The sequence below is a fragment of the Marinoscillum sp. 108 genome (assembly GCF_902506655.1).
Classification (GTDB): Bacteria; Bacteroidota; Bacteroidia; order Cytophagales; family Cyclobacteriaceae; genus Marinoscillum; species Marinoscillum luteum.
On record NZ_LR734817.1, the window covers coordinates 1 to 20,874 of the forward strand.

The 20,874-nt window shown below is 46.9% G+C and carries 18 protein-coding genes; 7 read left to right on the plus strand and 11 right to left on the minus strand.

Annotation, left to right across the window (positions count from 1 at the left end):
* On the plus strand, positions 1-1,172 hold a 1,172-nt coding region (locus GV030_RS17370; protein ID WP_159584632.1), incomplete at its 5' end, for a T9SS type A sorting domain-containing protein.
* Positions 1,173-1,233: 61 nt separating this feature from the next.
* Here GV030_RS17370 and GV030_RS17375 read toward each other — a convergent pair.
* The 3 genes from GV030_RS17375 to GV030_RS17385 all read right to left on the minus strand — a co-directional run bounded on the left by GV030_RS17375 (position 1,234) and on the right by GV030_RS17385 (position 4,462).
* Entirely contained in the window at positions 1,234-2,292 is a 1,059-nt protein-coding gene (locus GV030_RS17375; protein WP_255465525.1) for an amidohydrolase family protein, read from the minus strand.
* 19 nt (positions 2,293-2,311) lie between these two features.
* Positions 2,312-3,490, minus strand: coding sequence for a tetratricopeptide repeat protein (locus tag GV030_RS17380; RefSeq protein WP_159584633.1), 1,179 nt, complete (start codon positions 3,488-3,490; stop codon positions 2,312-2,314).
* Positions 3,491-3,661: 171 nt separating this feature from the next.
* Positions 3,662-4,462, minus strand: coding sequence for a hypothetical protein (locus GV030_RS17385; RefSeq protein WP_159584634.1), 801 nt, complete (start codon positions 4,460-4,462; stop codon positions 3,662-3,664).
* A 275-nt stretch (positions 4,463-4,737) separates the two neighbouring features.
* Between GV030_RS17385 and GV030_RS17390 the strand changes: the two genes are divergently transcribed.
* Genes GV030_RS17390 through ggt form a run of 3 tightly spaced genes read left to right on the plus strand, consistent with a single transcriptional unit; the run spans position 4,738 to position 8,225 of the window.
* Positions 4,738-6,294, plus strand: coding sequence for a SulP family inorganic anion transporter (locus GV030_RS17390; protein ID WP_159584635.1), 1,557 nt, complete (start codon positions 4,738-4,740; stop codon positions 6,292-6,294).
* A 34-nt stretch (positions 6,295-6,328) separates the two neighbouring features.
* Complete coding sequence (locus tag GV030_RS17395) at positions 6,329-6,550, plus strand: hypothetical protein (RefSeq protein WP_159584636.1); 222 nt, start codon at positions 6,329-6,331, stop codon at positions 6,548-6,550.
* Positions 6,540-8,225 carry a gamma-glutamyltransferase gene (ggt, locus tag GV030_RS17400; RefSeq protein ID WP_159584637.1) on the plus strand — a complete coding sequence of 562 codons (1,686 nt, stop codon included), beginning with the start codon at positions 6,540-6,542 and terminating at the stop codon, positions 8,223-8,225. The genes GV030_RS17395 and ggt overlap by 11 nt, the downstream gene beginning before the upstream one ends.
* Here ggt and GV030_RS17405 read toward each other — a convergent pair.
* Together GV030_RS17405 and GV030_RS17410 are read right to left on the minus strand one after the other, a co-directional pair.
* On the minus strand, positions 8,222-9,748 hold the full coding sequence (locus GV030_RS17405) for an OmpA family protein (protein WP_159584638.1): 1,527 nt from the start codon (positions 9,746-9,748) through the stop codon (positions 8,222-8,224). The two genes, ggt and GV030_RS17405, sit on opposite strands and share 4 nt — an antisense overlap.
* A gap of 140 nt (positions 9,749-9,888) precedes the next feature.
* Entirely contained in the window at positions 9,889-10,488 is a 600-nt protein-coding gene (locus GV030_RS17410; protein ID WP_159584639.1) for a DNA-3-methyladenine glycosylase, read from the minus strand.
* Between the two features lie 24 nt (positions 10,489-10,512).
* On the opposite strand from GV030_RS17410, the gene GV030_RS17415 reads away from it, so the two are divergent.
* Positions 10,513-11,385, plus strand: a complete 873-nt coding sequence (locus GV030_RS17415) for a DUF2911 domain-containing protein (RefSeq protein ID WP_255465527.1) — start codon at positions 10,513-10,515, stop codon at positions 11,383-11,385.
* Positions 11,386-11,464: 79 nt separating this feature from the next.
* Here the strand turns inward: GV030_RS17415 and GV030_RS17420 are convergent, their stop codons facing one another.
* From GV030_RS17420 to GV030_RS17430, 4 genes are all read right to left on the minus strand, one after another.
* Positions 11,465-13,147, minus strand: coding sequence for a sodium:solute symporter (locus GV030_RS17420; RefSeq protein ID WP_159584640.1), 1,683 nt, complete (start codon positions 13,145-13,147; stop codon positions 11,465-11,467).
* Positions 13,144-13,281 carry a hypothetical protein gene (locus GV030_RS21505; protein ID WP_185155835.1) on the minus strand — a complete coding sequence of 46 codons (138 nt, stop codon included), beginning with the start codon at positions 13,279-13,281 and terminating at the stop codon, positions 13,144-13,146. The genes GV030_RS17420 and GV030_RS21505 overlap by 4 nt, the downstream gene beginning before the upstream one ends.
* Positions 13,282-13,284: 3 nt before the next feature.
* Entirely contained in the window at positions 13,285-15,783 is a 2,499-nt protein-coding gene (locus tag GV030_RS17425) for a PIG-L family deacetylase (RefSeq protein ID WP_159584641.1), read from the minus strand.
* Between the two features lie 105 nt (positions 15,784-15,888).
* Positions 15,889-16,959, minus strand: coding sequence for an o-succinylbenzoate synthase (locus tag GV030_RS17430; RefSeq protein WP_159584642.1), 1,071 nt, complete (start codon positions 16,957-16,959; stop codon positions 15,889-15,891).
* Positions 16,960-16,974: 15 nt separating this feature from the next.
* Between GV030_RS17430 and GV030_RS17435 the strand changes: the two genes are divergently transcribed.
* A complete protein-coding gene (locus tag GV030_RS17435; protein WP_159584643.1) occupies positions 16,975-18,156 on the plus strand; it encodes an S-adenosylmethionine:tRNA ribosyltransferase-isomerase in 1,182 nt (393 codons plus the stop codon).
* 17 nt (positions 18,157-18,173) lie between these two features.
* The gene (locus GV030_RS17440) at positions 18,174-19,088 is read left to right on the plus strand and encodes a mechanosensitive ion channel family protein (RefSeq protein ID WP_159584644.1); all 915 of its coding nucleotides are present in this window, start codon (positions 18,174-18,176) and stop codon (positions 19,086-19,088) included.
* Here GV030_RS17440 and GV030_RS17445 read toward each other — a convergent pair.
* Positions 19,072-19,821, minus strand: coding sequence for a DUF2490 domain-containing protein (locus GV030_RS17445; protein ID WP_159584645.1), 750 nt, complete (start codon positions 19,819-19,821; stop codon positions 19,072-19,074). The two genes, GV030_RS17440 and GV030_RS17445, sit on opposite strands and share 17 nt — an antisense overlap.
* A 142-nt stretch (positions 19,822-19,963) precedes the next feature.
* Positions 19,964-20,866 (minus strand): DUF3078 domain-containing protein, encoded by a 903-nt coding sequence (locus GV030_RS17450; RefSeq protein WP_159584646.1) that lies wholly within the window; start codon positions 20,864-20,866, stop codon positions 19,964-19,966.
* Between the last annotated feature and the right edge of the window lie 8 nt (positions 20,867-20,874).

Genomic DNA, 20,874 nt, shown 5'->3' on the forward strand with positions numbered 1-20,874 from the left:
GATCAGTCTCTACCCTGGCCAACCCGGATACGGATGGGGACGGTATACCGGACTTCCTCGATCTGGATAGTGACAATGATGGCATCACAGACCTGCTCGAAGCAGGAGGAAATGACTACAATGGAGATGGAAAGCTCGACTCCTTCGGGGATACTGATGGTGACGGGCTGGGCAACTCCGTGGATGTGGACAATGGCGGAACACCGCTCACTATTCCAAATACTGATGGCACCGGGCGACCCAACTATATCGATACGGACTCGGAAGATGATAACATCCCGGATTTTGAAGAAGGATTCTATGAAGCCGGACCTACCAACTACCAAACCTCTTACATCAACAGGGTCACTGCTTACAATGCCGCCAACGCTGCCACCTCCAATACCCTCTACCCTACTGGTGACACCAGTCCGGCTGATGGCACACCTGACTACCTCAATGACTCAGATGGAGATGGGATACCCAACCTACTTGATCCACAGAGTGCCTACTTCCTGGATGATGACGGTGATGGGTTGATCAACCTTTTTGATCCCAATCAGAATGGAGATTTCTATGGTAACGTCAATGGTGTACCCGACCGGGATGATGATGGTACCCCCAACATCCTGGATGGCTCAGATGTGCCGCTCCCGCTTGATTTTATTGCATTCTCAGGTACCGTTCAAAACGAAAATGTAAACCTCAAATGGACTACTGCCAATGAAGTCAATGTCAGCCACTTCGACGTGCTACACAGCACCGGAGGCAGCAAAGACTTCAAAGTAATAGGCTCCGTACAGGCTGTCAATATCAAGGAGCTGGTCAATAATTATCAGTTTACCCACCAGAATGCACCTGATGGGTACAACTTCTACCGAATCAGAGAAGTAGATCTGGATGGATATGAAGGGTTCACAGAAATCATCAATGTGGTAATGGAAGCCTCCAATATCAGCTGGACCATCTACCCTAACCCTACCCAGGATCACCTGTCCATCAGGTCTACGGTGATCATCCCAGATAGCAGGGTGATGATCCTCGATGTGACCGGCAGAACCATCTATGACCAACATGTGAGTTTTGAGTCCAAAGAAGCCGTACTCGACCTCTCGAAACTTGGCGCAGGCGTATATCACGTCATCATCGAACTACCTGACTCCAAAAAGTCCTTTAGGGTGATGAAGAAGTAAAAAAGAGTGGGGCGGCCGATGAATCGGCCGCCCCACTCTTTTTTACTATTTGATCTGCTTTTTAATTTTCTTTTTTGAATGAACTGAGCACTTTTTGATCCTCTTCTTTTGATCCGAGTCCCAACCAGTCCAGCGTAGATCGATACATGATATTTTCCAGATCTTCTTCAGGTAAATTCATTTCCTCAATGAACTTACCTATCTCCAAATCTCCCAAAGGAAAAGGATAATCAGAACCCAGACATACTTTATCAGAACCTACCAGCTTGATAACATAGTCGAGCAACATCGGGTCATGGGTAATGCTATCCACCCAAAATTTACCCAGGTATTCTCGAGGATTTACGTTGTTGTGCACCGCCACCAAATCCGGGCGACATTCAAACCCCCGCTCCAGTCTCCCAATAGTGGTCAAAAAAGACCCTCCGGCGTGAGCAAAACATACACGCAGTTTGGGGTATCGTGCAAACACACCCCCAAAGATCATAGAAGCTACTGCCCGGGCAGTTTCGGCAGGCATTCCCACCAGCCAGGGCAACCAGTACTTTTCCATATCCGCTTTCCCCATCATATCCCATGGATGAACCAATACGGCCATGTCTAATTTTTCGCAAGCTTCGAAAAACTCAAAAAACCGGGGTTTGCTGAGGTTGTGCTGATTGATATTGGACCCAATCTGTACTCCGGGTAATCCCAATTCTTTCATTCGCTCCAGCTCCCCAATGGCCAGGTCCACGTCCTGCATGGGTACGGTACCGAGCCCTATATAATGCTTAGGGTGTTTTGCCACCACCTCAGCGATGTGATCATTCAAAAACATAGAAAGATTCAGGCAATCCTTTGGCTCAGCCCAGTAGCTAAACATCACCGGAATGGTGCAAACTACCTGTATTTTCGTATTGAATTTTTCATACTCCCTGATCCGCACCTTAGGGTCCCAGCAGTTCTCTTCTATTTCTCTGAAAAACTTATCCCCCTTCATCATCAGGGCGGCTCCCTGCCTGTGATGGAGCAAGCTGATAAACTCACCATATCCAAATTTCTCCGCAAAATTGGGAAGCTTCTCCGGCAGGATATGCGTGTGCATGTCTATTTTAAGTGGGGTCTTGGGTGCTGTCATACCTCAAAAATAATAAATCCTATCGGCAATACTTCTTTAGTACCTTCTCTGCCTGCAGCATTCCCAGAGTATTTGCCCTTTGCAGGTAATGGCAAGCCTCCTCTTTATTGTCCAGTTCCAGATAAGACATGGCCCCATTGTACCACACCATGCCATTGGTCGGATCAGCCGTCAGGTATTGATTGTAGTACGCTGCTGCACGCTCAAATTGCTTTTCATAAAAAAAGGAATTGCCAATGAGGTAGTAGATTTCAATCCTCTCGGGTTCTAATGCCTTTGCATGATTAAAATCTGCCCGTGCCAGCACAAACTGATTCATTTTCAGTAAAATCCGTCCCCGATTAATATAAGACAGTGCATCGGCATCATCATTTTGAATGCTTTTGTCAAAGTACTTTTTAGCTAAAATATAATTACCCTCTGACATGGCCCTGGATGCCAGGAGACTCAGCGTGGGTCCGAAACTTTCATCTTCCAAAAGGTCATCAGGTAGTACCACGGATGGATCTAGCAGCGCCAGATTATACCAGGCCAGCTGATTTCCACGGTCCAGGGTGATGGCCAGCTTCAAATCTGCCAATGCCCCCGCCTGGTTATCCATTTTCTCATGTAGTAGTGCCCTGCTAATTAAATAAGTCGCCAGGGTATCCACCATGAGTGCCTCATTGTAATCTGCCAGTGCCTCATCATACTCGCCCATTTTTTCGCTGGCCTGCCCACGGTAATGAAAAAGTTTTGACCTCAGATTATTCACAGAAAGAATCTGATTCTGCTCCTGACCACTTGGATCCAGCTGGAAATAAACGCCCCTGGTTTGAGTAATACCCTCTGTATTGATCAAAACACTCAGATCAGCATGTGCCTGAGCGGGATCTCCGTAATTCAAATAAATAATAGCTTTTTGAAAAATGGCCTCATCATATCTGGGGTCCAACTTGAGGGTGGCTTCATAGGAGGAAACGGCTCGCAAGTCCCGCCCCATGGCTTCATGCACTAGCCCACTCAGATAAGCAGCATCTGCTGTGGGTGCCAGCTGCATGGACTGATTCACCAGGTCTAGTGCTTCATGATAATTTCGGGTTCTGTACTCCTGTTGGGCTTTCTCGTATAGCTCCTCCGCCCGCTGATATTTGGACTGAGCTTCAACTGAGAGGACCATCCAAAACAGGCCCAACCATACGATGTAATTTCTCATCATATTTACTCAAACGAAATATTGAGCGCTGGTTTATACTTTCCCCTTGTTTAATTTCGACAGCACTCCGTGAGTAAGAAAAGAAGGACTCATCGACAGCATACTTGTGCCAACAATAGGCTTATTCTATCCTACCCGACTCGAATACACATTATAAGTAAATAGGCGAAGTGATTAATAAACTTGCTTGATGGTCATGCCACTTTCCTTGGACAAATGCTGAAATTTACCATTTTCATACCGGTAAAAACTCACCGCCATCACCAGAAAAAGCGCCATTTCATCAGGCAATTCCTTCAGGTCCAATGAAACCTGTGCAGTCATTGGTTCAATGGGTATTTTCAGCAAAGGAAGCATGGGGCTCTCATAAGAACCGTATTTACCATGAAACTCCTTATTTACCGCACGGTATACCTTCTGGCCCATGTCATATTGGTAATCGGACAAAGCTACCAGGCGCGCATTGATCTTGAAATTTGTCGCCTCCTTAGGCTTCTTGAAAGTGGTCTCAGGAATGAAAGCGGGAAAGTGCAGGATCACCTGACCCTTTCTACTCCCTGACTTCACAAAGTATTTCGCACCAAAGATATCTTCGTAAGGTGCCGTGGTGTTGAACTCAAAACCGTTCAGCTTGTGACCGTGCTTGCTGAGATACAAGGGCCGTGTACCTGATTTTCCTTCTTCGAATGTAGCAATGTTTCTAAACTGAGCAGTAAGCCTACCGGATACGTACGTTTCACAGATTTCTGACATCCCTTCAGACAGGGAATTTCTCAGAACCTTAGACATCATGGACGCTACACCAAATTCCTTTTGGTTGTTTCTGAGTTCTTCGTAAGTGGCTTTGTTTTTAATGTCTTCCGCTGAAGGTCCTCCTTTTCTGGCCAGGATACTTCCATCCACGCCCTTGATTTGGTAAACACGATAACCTTTGGGAATCTTCTGGTCGAGAGTAGATTCAGTACTAATTTTCATTCGCTGATTAGGGTTGTTGATTGGTTGATCAAATTCTAGTGTGGGAATATAAATAAACAATCAATTAAAAGAAAGAATATACTTCTAAAATCCTTTAACTATATGATTTTTTATCACTGATAAACAATTAGTTATCCCTTGCTCATCTCGGGAAATATGAAATCATCAGAAAAGAATTTTTCTCGGAGTGCGCGTTACATATCTTCCAAAATATGATTCATATCGAAACAAATTTTTCATTTTTGCCTTTAGTTAGAATAAAACTATAAAAAGGGATGAAAAAATACTTTGGCGAAAATTTGAAGAATGATCTTCCTGCGGGAATGGTAGTGGCACTTGTGGCCTTACCCTTATGTCTGGGAATCGCTCTGGCCTCAGGAGCACCTCTTTTTTCAGGTATCATTGCGGGAATAGTGGGCGGTATAGTCGTGGGTGCCCTCAGTGGCTCACAGCTGAGTGTAAGTGGACCTGCTGCAGGACTTACGGTAATCGTGCTCAATGCGATAGAATCACTTGGGGCCTTTGAATCCTTTCTTCTGGCCGTCTTTCTTGCCGGGCTTATTCAGTTCATTCTTGGTATGCTCAAGGCAGGTATAATTGGTCACTTCTTCCCTTCGTCGGTAATCAAGGGTATGTTGTCAGCCATCGGCCTAATATTGATATTAAAGCAAATACCTCACGCACTGGGTGACGATCGTGACTATGAAGGTGACGAGAGTTTCTATCAGCCCGATGGTGAAAATACGTTCACTGAGATCATCATGGCCCTTCAGAACATTGATAAAGGAGCACTGCTTATCAGCATGATTGCCATTGCCATCCTGATCTTGTGGGAGAGGCCATTTATGAGGAAACAGAAATGGACCAACGTAATCCCCGGCCCACTGGTAGCTGTAGCATGGGGCATTTTTGCCAATGCGGTGTTATTCCGTCAATTTCTCCCTGATTTTGTACTTTCAAGTAAACATCTGGTCACCTTACCGATCAGTAGTTCCGTCTCAGAGTTTTTGGGATTCCTTACTGCTCCTGACTTTTCGCAGCTCCTGAATGTAAATGTTTACATCACGGCTTTCACCATTGCTATAGTCGCTAGCTTGGAAACCCTGTTGAGTCTGGACGCTGTAGACAAACTGGATCCTTACAAAAGAATCGCGAGTACTAACCAGGAACTCAAAGCACAGGGTACTGGCAATATGGTTTCAGGTCTTCTGGGCGGACTACCCGTTACAGCGGTAATTGTAAGAAGTACAGCCAACATCAGCTCAGGAGGTCAAACGAAGGTTTCAGCAGTGTTTCATGGTTTACTTCTAGCCATGTCAGTTATTTTCTTTCCCGGCTTCCTCAATATGATCCCTTTGTCGGCGCTGGCAGCGGTACTCTTGCTGGTGGGCTACAAACTTAGTAAACCGTCCATTTTCAAAGGCTTATATGCTAAAGGGACCTCACAGTTTTTACCGTTTCTGATCACCATACTGGCGATTCTTTTCACAGACCTCCTCATCGGTATCACCATTGGTATAGTGGTCGGTCTTTACTATGTGGTGAAGGCTAACCTACATCAGGCCATCACCCTGAAAGAATTGGGCCCTGACAATTTTGTCATCACCCTGGAAAAAGACGTAAGTTTTCTGAACAAGGCCTTTTTGAGAAAAACCTTAAGAGGGATTCCGCCTAACTCACATGTCGTTTTTGACGAAACAGAGTCGATTTTCATTGATGAGGATATTTTAGAAACCATTGAGGATTTCAAAAAAACCGCGATCAATGATGGGATTTCCATCAAAGTGAAGCCAGCACCCAATACAAAGAACCCGAAATTGACAGAGGCATAATTTCGTCTGCGGAATATTGACTAGCTTTTCGGTGATGATTTGGATCAAAAACCTGCGTACAGGAGTGTTGGTGCTCGTCCTGCTGGTAAGCGGATTGGCTTTTTCCGGATGCCATGCTTCCTACTATAAGATTCCGATTACCAAATCAAGGAAGCACTTTCGGCCATATGACGATAAAAAGGATCGTGGCAAAAAGCGTGTCCACATCAAGAAGTACAAATCCCTAAACCGTACCAAGAAAATTAATGACCAGTAGGATTTACATACTGTTATTACTTGCGCTCACTTTTTCGTCCTGCAATCTCACCACTTCCCCCAAGGTGGGAGCACTGGGTGATCATGCCATGGTCGTTTCGGCACATCCTTTATCCACAGCGGTCGGTCTCAATGTCCTCAAACAGGGAGGAAATGCCATAGATGCGGCAGTGGCCACTCAATTTGCGCTAGCCGTGGTATACCCACGAGCGGGAAATATAGGAGGTGGTGGTTTTTCGGTCATCAGACTGACAGACGGGAGCATTGCCGCACTTGATTTCAGAGAAAAAGCACCTGCTCAGGCGGAGCGAAAGATGTTTCAGGATTCACTGGGCAATGTAGTCGGTGAATTAAGTACCATCGGACACCTGGCAGCCGGTGTACCGGGGAGCGTGGCTGGTATGTGGGAGTTACACCAAAAATATGGCAGCCTTCCGTGGGCAGACCTTGTGCAACCCGCTATCGACCTGGCTTTCGAAGGATTCCTCATCACAGCCAATGAGGCTGAGGCCTTGAATGAGAAACAAGAGGATTTCAGGCAAGCCAACCACTATCGCCCCTGGGTAGTGAGAGAAAACGGCTGGCAAGCCAATGATTATGTGAATCAACCACAGCTGGCTGCCACGCTTTCATTCATCAGAGACTCTGGTAGGGATGGCTTCTATAAAGGGATTGTCGCCCAACAAATTGTGAAGGAAATGCAACGTGGAAACGGGCTGGTTACCCACGAGGACCTGCAAAACTATGAAGCCATCTGGAGAACTCCACTGGTAGGCACCTACAGAGGGCACAGAGTCATTAGTATGCCTCCTCCGTCCAGTGGTGGGGTAGCAGTATTGCAGATGCTCCAGGGTGCCGAATTACTGAATGTTGGTCGATACGAACACAACTCTACCAATGCCGTACACCTCATGGCCGAAATAGAACGGCGGGTATTTGCTGACCGATCCAAACACCTCGGAGATCCCGATTATTTTCAGGTTCCCGTACAGCAGCTCCTTAGCCCGGATTATAACGCATCCAGGTTTGCAGACATTTCCATTGATCAAACGACCCCTTCGACCGATATGCAAGGGGGTGAAGTTCCTTACGAATCTCCTGAGACCACTCACTTTTCCATTGTAGATGCTGATGGGAACGCCATCTCTACCACCACCACCCTCAACCTCAACTACGGATGCAAAGTATGGGTAAAAGGTGCCGGCTTTGTACTCAACAATGAGATGGATGACTTCAGTTCCAAGCCGGGAGTGCCCAATTTCTTTGGACTGATCGGGGCGGAAGCCAACGCCATTGCTCCTGGAAAAAGAATGCTGAGCTCTATGACACCCACCATTGTGGAAAAAGACGGGGCACTCAAAATGGTACTCGGATCGCCGGGAGGAGCCACAATACTCACATCCGTCTTCCAGACCGTGCTCAACGTGATCGACTATGAGATGACCATGCAGGAGGCGGTATCAGCCAAAAAAGTTCATCACCAGTGGCTCCCAGACCAGATCAAAGCCGAGACAGATGCCATCAGCCTGAAAACCATTGAAGAGCTGGAACAACTTGGCCATTCCTTTGAGTTTGTGGACAAAATTGGTCGTAACGACTGCATTCTTGTGCGCGAAGATGGCCGACTGGAAGGAGGAGCTGACCCCCGTGGGGACGATAAGGCCGCAGGCTTCTAGTCTCTCACCACCTCAAACTCCACGCGCCGGTTCAGCTTTCTGGAAGCCTCGTCCGCGTTGCTGGCAACTGGCTGAGAGCCTCCATAGCCCTCACCACTTATCCGCCCGGCCGCAATTCCCCTGGATACCAGATACTCCGTGACCGCAATCACCCGCTCTTTAGACAGGTACACATTGAGCTGTTCGTTGCCCACATTATCGGTGTGACCTTTAAGGAAAATCTTAACCTCAGGGTTTTCGTTCATCATTTCCACGACCAGGTCCAGTTCTTCTTCAGACCCTTCCACAAAGTTGGCCGTGCCCCTGTAGAAAAGTACGTGCTCCAGGGTGATGGTATTGCCCGTAGACAAGGGATCCAACAACACCTTCGCCGATACCCCCGAGGCAAAATCATCCCGGGATAGAATTCTCTTGGAGGACAAATAGCCATCCGCTTTAAATTCAAAATTCAAAGGTTGACCCAGGTCAGGAATCTGTATCTCGCCCTTCCCATTTGTGGAATAGAGGCTGGTATCTCCCTCCAACACCACCTGTCCGGTACCTTGAATGGGCGCTTCCGAAATCTTATCGAGCAGGTACACCGTCAGAAAAACTTCGACCTCTGCGGTGGCCACCATGCTCACCACGGTATCATTCCTCACTTCTGCCACTATATCCGATGTAATCCTGATCCGCTTGATATCTCCATAGCCATCACTATTCTGGGTAGAGACAAAATAAGCGTAATCTGAATCGGAGGAGAAAGCAAAGGAAGTTTCAGCTCCCGGGGTATTCACGGCACTGCCCAGGTTCACAGGTGAGGACCAATTCTGCCAGGTATCATCCAGTCTCCGGGACTGGAAAATATCAAAACTACCCTGGCCTCCCAGTCCATTCGATGCAAAGTAAAGTGTCTTATTATCCTCAGCGAGGAATGGCGTCAGCTCCTGCAACGCAGTATTCACCACGTTTCCGAGATTTTTGGGTGCGGACCATGAACCATCTGGCTGAAGCCTGCACATAAACAAGTCATCCACCCCATAGCCCAGATTGTTTTCCAGGCTTAGCAGCAGATACCTGCCATCGGCAGAAATGGTACCGGTCTGAATAGGTGAACGATTTTTGAAAAATGGTATGTCTACCTGAAAAACTTCTCCCCCATCCAGTGGCTTGGCAAATACTCCGCCGTAATGCATTCCAACAGAGAACCACACCTTGTGAAAGAGAAAATAACGTCCATCAGGTGTCAATCCCGCCGGAGCTGTGAATTGATCGTCGTTCAAAGACATATTGGATGCCGTCGCCCAGGCACTGTCGTAGGCACTCACCCATATGTCGCCTTTATCCTTTGATCCACCTTTGTTCCCTGCGAAATGGGCCCGTGAGAAGTATAATTGGCTATTGTCAAAATCCAAGAAAATGTAATTCTCACTACTCGGGGTATTCAAAGGCTTTAAGGATTCAGGGCTCCCAAAAAATTGCACCTGAGCACCACATAAAAAAGAAACAACAAGCAAAAAGGTGAAAACAATGTTTCTGATCATTATATAAATATTCAATGATTTATTGTGAAGATTTTTATTTGGTACAAATCTTATATATTTTTGAACAATACAAAGAGGCTCCAATCTCAGCTGTAAAGTTAAACAAGTGTATGAAAGCATCCGGAATCCCTGCCCTTAGGTCAGGGATTTCTTTTTTTTACACTTACAAAAGGATGGTCCCTGATATAAAACCGCCACGGAAGTAGCGCATCCTCGCCTGCATAGCCCACCCCCACCCTCGTGGTTGCTTCTATTTCCAACTCCTCTGGAGTATCTCCACATAAATCCAACGCATTGTGCTTTTTCTGAATACCAAGAGCTTTACTTAACGTACCTGGTCCGGCCGTAAGTTTGCTAAACGGCACCTTACTCCCACGCCGAATGTGCATGGTTTCCATACCCAACACTGGCTCCACCGCACGTATCAACACCGCATCGGCCAATCCTTCCTCATTTGATACCACATTAAACAAATGATGAATTCCATAGCACAAATAAACATAGGCTACCCCGCCCTTTTCGAACATCACCCTAGTGCGCTCAGTTCTGCCTGCATGAGCATGACATGCCCGATCATTTCTACCACAATAAGCCTCTGTTTCGACGATTTTGCCTGCTGTGATAATTCCATCTATGTTTGTGAAAACATACTTACCTAATAACTCTTTAGCTACATGTACTACATCTGAATGATTATAGAACGATTGCGGCAGTTTTTCGTAAGATGAAAGATCAAACATATCTTAAACACAAATTTCTTGAATATGATGAGTAAAATCACAAAACTAACCTTATTAGCTTTTTTATGCGCGTATGGTACTGCCATGGCACAAATCAACACTCCGCAGGCAAGTCCGGCAGGCTCTGTTTCCAGCGTGGTAGGCCTCACAGAGGTGAGCATCGACTACTTCCGTCCAAAAGTAAAGGACAGAAAAATATTTGGAGAAGGTAGCGAGTTTCTGCAGCCTTACGGACAACTCTGGAGAACTGGTGCCAACTCAGGATCCAAACTCACTCTGAGCACTGAAGCCACAATAGCCGGAACAAAAGTACCAGCAGGTGAGTACCTCATCTTCACCATCCCAGGCAAAGACGAATGGTCTTTCATGCTTTACAGCGACCTGAGCCTCGGGGGAAACGTGAATGGATACGATGCTAAGAACGAAGTGGTAAAAGCCACTGTGAAGGCAGAGAAACTATCTTCACCAGTGGAAGCGTTGACCTTCAACATCTCAGACATCAGTGAGGACAATACCAAAGCTAACATTGAACTTACCTGGAGTGATGTATCTGTAAAAGTACCTCTGGAGGTATCTTTTGTAGAGCAGGTAATGGCTGACATTGAAGCTAAGACCAAGGTAAATCCTTCTAACTATGTGCAGGCAGCAGGTTTTTACCTGTCGCAAAACAAAAACTTGCCACAAGCTTTGGAGTGGATGAATACCTACCTGGCGATTGGAGACAATGGTCAGCAGTTTTGGCATGTACACACCAAGGCACGTATTCAGGCAGCTATGGGCAACAAAAAAGAAGCCATTGCCACTGCTCAGAAGTCACTTGATATTGCCAAAGCCAGCCCTAATGGTGATTTTGGATATGTAAAAAGAAACCAGGATTTTATTGCTTCTTTGAAGTAATAACAATCTCACTTACTACGAACGAGGCCCCGTGGATGAAATCCACGGGGTCTCGTTTTTTTTTATCCCTTGAGTGAGTCTATCCCTTCCTTTGAATGGTCTGAAAGAGCACACCCAACCCAATCGTAAGAAAACATCCGATGGCATTGTACCAGAGATAACCCAACGTGAAAACCCCGTAGATGGTCAGGAAATGAAACACAATCACGCTGGTTTGTGCAATGATGGCCGCCCAAAAAACGGCGTTTCCTTTCACATACTTTAAGAAAAAGGCCGTCAGGAAAATACCCAGAATGGTTCCATAAAATATGGATCCGACTATGTTGACCGCCTCAAGTAAATTCTCTGAATTCTTAGCCAGTACTGCAAAGGAAATAGCCACAATTCCCCATACCAAAGTCAGGGCTTTGGATATAAACAAATGATACTTATCATCCTTATTGATCAGACGTTTGTAAAAATCAATGGTAGTGGTGGATGAGAGCGCATTCAGCTCAGACGATGTAGACGACATGGCCGCTGAAAAAATCACAGCAATCAACAAACCAATCAGACCGTGAGGCAGAAAAGTGAGAATGAAGGTGAGAAAAACGTAATCAGAATCTTTGGTTTCAATTTCAGGATCCATCTTCACCAGCAGATCTTTCACCTGCTGCCTCACGGCTACAGACTCATTGTCTACCTTCTGCAGCTCCTGTGCAATGGTCTCAGACTCGGCATGCGGTGCCTTTGAAAAATCCAAAGCCAGGGCTTTCCGCTCATTCATCAGACCCTCATAGGTACGCTCCAGGTCCTGGTATTCCGTTTTATAGGCTGAATCATTCAGGCGCTGCACCGAGACCTCCTTAAAATGGACGGGCGGAGCATAAAACAGATAAAACACATAGACCATCACACCCAGGAACAAAATGAAGAACTGCATCGGGATTTTCAGAACAGCATTAAACATCAGGCCCATGCGGCTTTCAGTCACATTGCGCCCTCCCAGGTAGCGCTGTACCTGCGACTGATCCGTGCCAAAATAGGACAAGGCCAAAAACAGCCCCCCGGCCAATCCCGACCAAATGGTATAGCGCTTTTCAAAGTTAAAATCCAGGTCCACGGCATTCAGCTTCTCCAGCTTACCAGCAATACTCACCGCGTCCCCAAACGACACATAGTCGGTAATGTAAGAGATGAGAATAAAGAAAGCCACAAACATCCCACCCATGATCACCGCCATCTGATGCTTCTGGGTAATGCTCACAGCCCTCGTTCCGCCGGAGACGGTATAGATGATCACGAGCGTGCCAGTCACCAGTATGGTGGCTGTAAGGTCCCAATCCAGAATACTGGACAGAATGATTGCCGGAGCATAGATGGTAATCCCAGCAGCCAAACCCCGCTGCACCAGAAAAAGTAACGCCCCTAACATTCTGGTCTTCAGGTCAAACCGGGACTCCAGGTATTCATAGGCCGTGTAAACTTTCAGTCTGTAAAAAATCGGAATAAACACGGCGGAAACTATAATGAGGGCGATAGGTAACCCCAGGTAATTCTGTATAAATCCCATCCCACTCTCATAGCCCTGCCCGGGTGTGGAAATAAAGGTCACGGCACTGGCCTGAGTGGCCATCACGGACAGGCCTATGGTACCCCAGCGCATCGACTTATCCCCCAGAAAATAGCCATCAATATTCAGCTGCCCTCTGGTACGCCACACTCCGTAGGCCACGATAAAAATCAACGTACCAAACAGTACAATCAGGTCAAAATAATTCATCGGAAAGAAATGCTGAACAGGTATAACAAAAAGATGATCAACACGAGATTGCCTATGACCAGCCAATAAATGGTACTCCAGCTCTTGAAGTACGGCGGGGTAGCCAGGTCACGGTCATTCTTTGGTTCTTCCATATTTTATTTGGGTTTGTCTGCTTTGCCTAGTGACACCATATTGATGAGCAGCCTGTAAGCCCCTGGTACACCAGCCGGGAGTTCTCTGAAAAATGAAATGCCCGTATAGCAGTAAAACCCCTTTCCGTAAGGAGCGACTAACAAACTGCCTTGCTTCTCTTCTTCACCAGGATCATTCATGCCCAAAAGCGGCACAAATTCTTTCGACCACTCCCCGGGGAAATAAAGCCCCCGCTCCTGTACCCATCCATCGAAATCAGATGGACTCAATTTGATCGGAGTATTCAGTACCGGGTGTTTGGGCTTCAGAAACTTCACCGGAGCCTCCTCCACTGTGACACGATTACGGGAGAGCTTCAACGGAAAGGGTGCAATCTCCTCAGTCACCAGCTGATGGCTGGTATTGTACTGAACAATCACATTCCCACCCTTTTTCACATAGTCAAAAAGCTCCTGATTCTTAAAACTCAACCATTGAACGGTGTTAAAAGCCCTTATGCCCAGGATCACGGCATCATATCGCGCCAGATTCCCGGCACTCACGTCGTCCTTATCTAAAATGTCCACCTGATATCCGATCTGCTCCAAACTAAATGGCAGCTCGTCGCCGGCACCCATGATATACCCGATGCGCCCGGTCAGCTCACCCACATCCAACTTCACCACCTTCACTTGTGCTTTTGGATAAAGCGTTTGCACGGGAATATGATCATAAGCAATCACCTCTTTACCCAGGTCGTACTTCTTTCCATCCGAAAGCTCCACCACAGCGGATATCTGAGCATTTGATGGTCCTTCAGGTGGGGTGAGTGAGAAATCAAATGACTGTTCACCTCCGGCTTCCTGAATGGCCACCTCGTAAAAATCTGGTGACGACTTCCAGCCTTCAGGCAAATTCAAAGTGACTCGACCCGATATATCATCTCGCCCGGCAATCACCTTGACCGGCATCTTTTTTGACTTGTTTCCTGCAAAGATTAAGGCTCTGGAATCCAGATTCACCATCACCGGAGGCCTGATTTCCAGTGGGCTCCGCACCTCTCCTTTCACAGGGTCTGTGGTTTTGAAAATCACCGGTACTTCGTAATCCAGAAACTGACCCTCTGAGCTCAGTGACACGCGTGCCTTCAATGCGGGAGGATTTTGAGGTAAGCCAATCAATCGCTGATCGCTCACCGAATACATACCTTCTGTGGCATCTGTATTCAGCCAGTATGGGTGGGTATAAGGAGTGCTTTTTGAAAGGGGAAACTGATAGGAAAACTGATTTTTCTGATTGTTTTCCAAAGCAAGGTTATAGATGAAGCGTTCATCATTCTGATCCAGGGTCACCGAGGAAAGGGTCAGGTCGGCATGGCTCCTGTTGATCACCTCCAGGGTGATCCTAATCGAATCTCCCGGCACGTAGAAAGGCTTTTCACTCGTCAGCTCCAGGTAAGTACCAGTAATGGCCAAAATGGTCTCCCTCAGCTCAGCCAGTTTCACCTCTTTCCAAAACTGATCAGGCATCTTCAATAGGGCCTTCCTCGCATTAAGCAATTCACCCAAAATATTCGCTGGCTGGGCAGTATCAAAGTTACGCCTGGCCTCCGCCAGATAGTATGCCACTTCCTCAGAGTCTGCCACCCGTGACCAGCTGGTATTGATGCCTTCAAAAAGTGCCTGGTCAGTTTCAGCCCCACCCCATTGTTCAAAATATTCAAAATCAGCCCCCCGGCTCCCGGAAGACCCAAAGCCCTGACTCTTGTGCATGCTTCGGCTCAGTGCACTGATCTCTGTATAGGACTTGCCCAAATGGGTGTTGTATTGCCCCACATCCAGCTTCAGATACCCTTCATCATTAAACACCCGCCCGCTTCTTCGGTAAGCCCAGAGACCGATGTTATAAAAAATCTTTGCTGGTGCCCAGGGAGATACATATTGGAGCTGTTCGGGATACACTGTGGTGTCACCACTCTTCTCAAATGCCTCCATGGCCAATATGGCTGAAGCCGTATGATGACCGTGAGTGACACCTGGCTCCCGACTAAACCTTGTGATGATTACATCTGGCCTGAATTGACGAATGGCCCATACAAAATCAGCCAGTACTTTATCCCGATCCCATACCCTGAAGGTCTCATCCGGATCTTTGGAGTATCCAAAATCATTCGCCCGGGAGAAAAACTGCTCCCCGCCATCCACAGACCGGGCGGCCAGCAGCTCCTGGGTGCGGATCACCCCCAAACTTTCCCTGATTTCGGGACCAATCAGATTCTGACCTCCATCGCCTCTCGTAGCGGCTACATACCCCGTGCGAAAGTGTGCTCCGTTGGCGAAGTATGCTATTAACTGAGTGTTTTCATCGTCTGGATGTGCGGCCATGTAAAGTACAGACCCCAGTGTGTTCAGCTTTTCCAGCCGCTGAATAATAGCGCCGGAAGAGTAATCTGCCTGACCCTGACCGAACAAGACGGTGGTGAAAAATAGAATGAGAAAGGTTGACGAAATTCTAATGATCATATAATGATAATTGTTTGAGTAGTACGTGTAGTAAAAATCAAAGTTGGATAAACGTGTCTGGCGGCATTCCAAACGGATAACTGGTGGCTTACCAGATCAATTCCGCTAAAATACATTCATCCAAGTTCTCTCCTGATTGTATCCCAGAAAAGCACCTGCAATTTCCAGTGGTGAATCAATATTATTGTGATAGAGCTGCCCGGTACCCAGCCCCTGATAGCCCACCGAAGGAAACCTACCCGCGAACTGCGCGATGGCATTCAAAGAGATATTGCTCTCCAATGCCGAGGTGAGCCACCAACCAATCCCTTGCTGCTCTGCCAGGGATATCCACTCAAGGGTAGCTCCAAATCCGCCCAACAAAGTGGGCTTCAGTATGATGTATTGAGGCCTGATGAACTTCAAAAGCTCCTGTTTTTGAGAATATTCATTCACGCCGATCAGTTCTTCGTCCAGGGCAATGGGTACGGGTGAGCGCTTACACAATAGCTGCATGGCCTCATGCTGACCAGCCATAATGGGCTGCTCAATAGAATGAATACCCAACTCCTCCAACTGGCTGAGCCTTGAGAAAACCTCATCCGTAGCAAAGGCTCCATTGGCATCCACCCTGATGATCAAATCCGGATCGTGGGCCCTCAGAAATCTCAGCAGCGAAAGCTCCTGCTCAAAGTCTATCGCCCCAATTTTCATTTTGATGCATTTGAACCCTGCAGATAATTTACCAGCTATCTGCTCGCGCATGGCATCCTCTGCACCCATCCAGATGAGTCCATTGATGGGAATGGCGCTGATCCCTCTATAGAAATCATTATTGAAAATCAATCGCCTGCCCCCGTTGATCAAATCCAGAAAAGCGGTCTCCAAAGCCATCCTCAGGCTGGGAAGCGTGGGCAGCACCAGGCGAGAAACCAAACCAAAAACTTCCTCCTCAGAGTCCGGCATTGGTATGGATTTTAGTTTAGGACTGAGCGCAGCCAGCGCTTCTTTCACATCCTCTACCTTTTCAGGACTCAGATTGTGCAGCGGTGCGGCTTCCCCCAAACCATATACTTCCGAATGCTCCGAATCATAAATTTTGAGGAGCACGATCGGGTGATCTTTCAAAATCCCCCTACTTGTGCCAGCTTCAAATTTAAAATCCAACGTGTAGTCCCTATATTCGAGCTTCAACATACGATTAGAATCAAAATGCCTTCAGAAAGTTTAGACCTGAACAGCTTCCTTTACGAACTTCCGGAAAAGCACATTGCAAAATTTCCGCTGGAAAACCGGTCAGACGCTAAACTCCTGGTTTATCAAAAAGGGGAAATTACACACCAAATTTTTAATAAGACCCCACAACTTCTGCCAAAAGGTAGTTTTTTGGTCTTTAATGATACCAAAGTGATCCCCGCAAGGCTCATTCTCCACAAAGAGACTGGTGCCAGAATAGAAATTTTCCTGTTGGATCCCGTGAGCCCGTCCAATGTCTACGAAGCAGCCATGACCAGCAAAACCTCCTGCACGTGGCATGTGATGATCGGCAATGCCAAAAAATGGAAGAGCGATCAAAAACTGACGCTATCCATCGATCATCATGTACTCACAGCCGAGCGCCTCAGCGAAGATCAGGTGGCTTTTCACTGGACCAGTGGAGATACGTTTTCGGATATCCTCACCAAAATAGGGGAAATACCACTCCCGCCCTACCTGGGCCGATCGGCCACCAAGGAGGACGTACCCCGGTACCAAACGGTCTACTCGAAAGCAGAGGGTGCAGTGGCCGCTCCCACTGCGGGGCTCCATTTCACAGACGAAATCCTTTCGGAGCTCAAAGCCAGAGGCATTCAGACTGATTACCTCACCCTCCATGTATCGGCAGGTACTTTTCAGCCCATCAAAGCTAAAAGCGTGGAAGAGCACCCCATGCACCGCGAACAGGTGCTGATCACGAAGCAAAATGTTCAAAATCTGCTGGATAATGATCTGATCATATCCGTGGGTACCACCAGCATGCGCACGTTGGAGAGTCTATTTTGGTACGGGCAAATACTCTCAGTAGATTCGGAAGCAGCATTTCACATCACCAAAGAAACAGCCTATTCCTTTGACCATGTCATCTCCAGGAAAGAAAGCCTGGAGCATGTGCTGGCGATGATGGATGCTGCCAACACCGAGGTACTGGTGGGACATACCGAGATATTTATCTACCCGGGTTACGAATTCAGAATTTGCAAAGGGCTCATCACCAATTTTCACCTTCCGGGGTCTACCCTGATACTGCTGGTGGCAGCTTTTGTGGGGGAAGATTGGAAAACAATCTATCAGGAGGCCCTCTCCAACGAATATCGTTTTTTAAGTTATGGAGACAGTTCCTTACTTCTGCCTTAAAAGATTACTTTTAAATCATGGAAAAGACTTTCAATGAAATATGGGCCGACCTGGTAATCGCCATCAAAAGGCTCGTTGACATTTTCGGAACTTCACTTTTCAAACTGGGTGAAAACGACATCAGTCTGGCCACTATTCTGTACATCATCTTCTCCTTTATCGTGCTTACTTTCTTCGCTCGATACATTAAAAAGATATTGATTGAAAAGATCCTTACCCGTACCCAGTTGGACACTGGTGTGCAGGCTTCTGTGGGCACAGTCACCAAATTCGCCATCATTCTGGTTGGCACAGTGGTCATTATCCAATCTGCGGGCATCGACCTTACAGTGCTTACACTTATCGCCGGAGCACTCGGTGTTGGCATTGGATTTGGACTTCAAAACATCACTGACAACTTTATCTCTGGCATCATCATTTTGTTTGAAAAGCCGATCAAAGTGGGAGATCGCATAGACGTGGGAGATGTACAAGGCAATGTTATCAGTATTTCGTTCAGAGCCACACAGGTGCTCACCAATGATAACATCTCCGTGATCGTACCTAACTCGGAGTTTATCTCCAGCCGGGTGATCAACTGGAGTCACAACGATCGCAACATTCGTTTCAAAATACCCGTGGGGGTGAGCTACAATGAAGATCCTGAAAAGATTAAGAAAATCCTGCTTGAAGTGGCTGATGCAAATCCTCATGTGCTCAAAATGCCGGAAACCACAGTACTTTTTGATGCCTACGGAGACAGCTCCCTCAACTTCTATCTGGCTGTTTGGACAGCTACGCACACGGATCGCCCCAGTGTGTTAAAAAGTGAATTGTACTTCGAGATTTTCAGGAGATTCAAGGAGGAAAACATAGAAATCCCTTTCCCTCAGCGCGACATCCACATCAAAACACAACCGATGGTGATCGAGACTTCTAAAATTTCTGATTAACCAACAGTGTGAGAATATTCCGCTGTACATAAGCCGAGCCTGACGGAGCCTGCTGGTACCAGTTGATGTAGCCGAGCGACACATCGGTCTGCTTGCCCACACCTACCTTCAGCAATCCTGAAATTCGGTTTTGATCAAAAATATTGTCAATCTTATCGGTACCAAACTGCACGAGTAGCTCATCATACACAGCCAGGTGTACAGGTATGCTGGCATCTGCTGGGGTCAATCGGTATTCTATCTGAGCTTTCATTCGAAACCTGAAATGAAAAAAGTAACCATCCTGTATCACCGGCGCACCAGATACCGGATCCACACCCACGTTCTTGCGAATGCGCTCTTCCATTAAATACCGGGAGCTAAGTGTGAACCGCTCAGACAGCCTGGAGGAATGGGTAAGGTACTCATATGGTCGCCACTCACCCTGAGTGACCTCAAACTCCGAGTCAGGATCAGACGGCAGCAGAATGGTCCATCGGGTGAAGCCCACACCTGCCATCCAGCCATTTTTCAGTTTCCGGTCGGCATCCAACGTGAACAACCACATATGCTGCCTGTTGCCATCAAAGTATCTGCGATCCTCGATACTTGGTTTTAGACGCCATTGCTCCGAAAGCGGGATAACAGCCTGGTATTTTACCCAATATAAATTTTGATGATCTACGGTGCGTTGGGCGGATACTTGAAGTACACTCACCAGGATAAAAACTGTAAAGAACAGGCAATTTTTCATATTCGGATTATGCAATTAATTTGGGTCAGCAAATGTAGATGATTGCAGGGCAATAACTAAAAAAAGACCCGCCATCTAAATAAGCGGGTCCTCCTCTTCATACTACATCGCTTAACCGATGTTTTGAAATTTTAAATCTTTATTATTTGGCTCTCTGAGCTCCGAAATTGTAAGCCAGACCCACACCAAATACACTTTTGAACTGTACCCGGGCTTCTTCACCCTCATCTGTCTGGGTTTTGATGTCTTTATCGTATATCAGGTGAGTGAACAGGTTGGCCGAAAGCACTTTGTTCACTTTCATCACCACGGTGGTCTGCCAGTTCACATCGATCGTTCCGAAATCTTTTATGTAGTTTGAAAACAGCTCCAATCTCGTCTCAACATTCACATTTTTCAACACCTCATCCTTATACTTGATCCTCAAAAAAGATCCAAGCTCAGCCCTCGACTTGCTACCCGGATCCACACCATAGGCACCTTTGTCTGCCAGTGTCTGGTCGTTCACAAAGGTGAACTTCCCGGTGAGGGGAATGTAATTGAAAGACAACTTAGGATTAGGCTTATAGTCGATTCCAAGACCCATGGTCAGGTAGCCAGGCGCCATAAACTTAGAAATCAAACTGTCCCTTCCATCTTCTGTTTGGGTAAACCCTTCATCAAACTGAGTTCTGAAATCCAGCAAGCCACTAAAAAACCAATTGGCATTGCCTTCCTTGATTCGGTATCCGTATTTGGTCACAAAGTTGATTTTGTCATCAGACTTCTGAAAGCCCTGATTGTTCTGGTTGATCATGCCGTAGCCCAGGTCCAATGAATTCTCCCAGGTACTTCTGGCTTTCTTATAATCAGCAAAGAGTCCTGTGGCTCCATTGATGGCAACGTTTTCGGTACCACCAGCTGACCAGCTGTCGCTCAGTGAAACCTGTGAAAAGGTGGCTGCTACAAAGCCACCTGAGACCCAATAGGTAGTGTCTTTTACCTGTCCAAAAAGCAGCGAAGAGCATAATATCATGCCCGCAGAAAGTAAAATTTTAAAATTCATACGTTTAA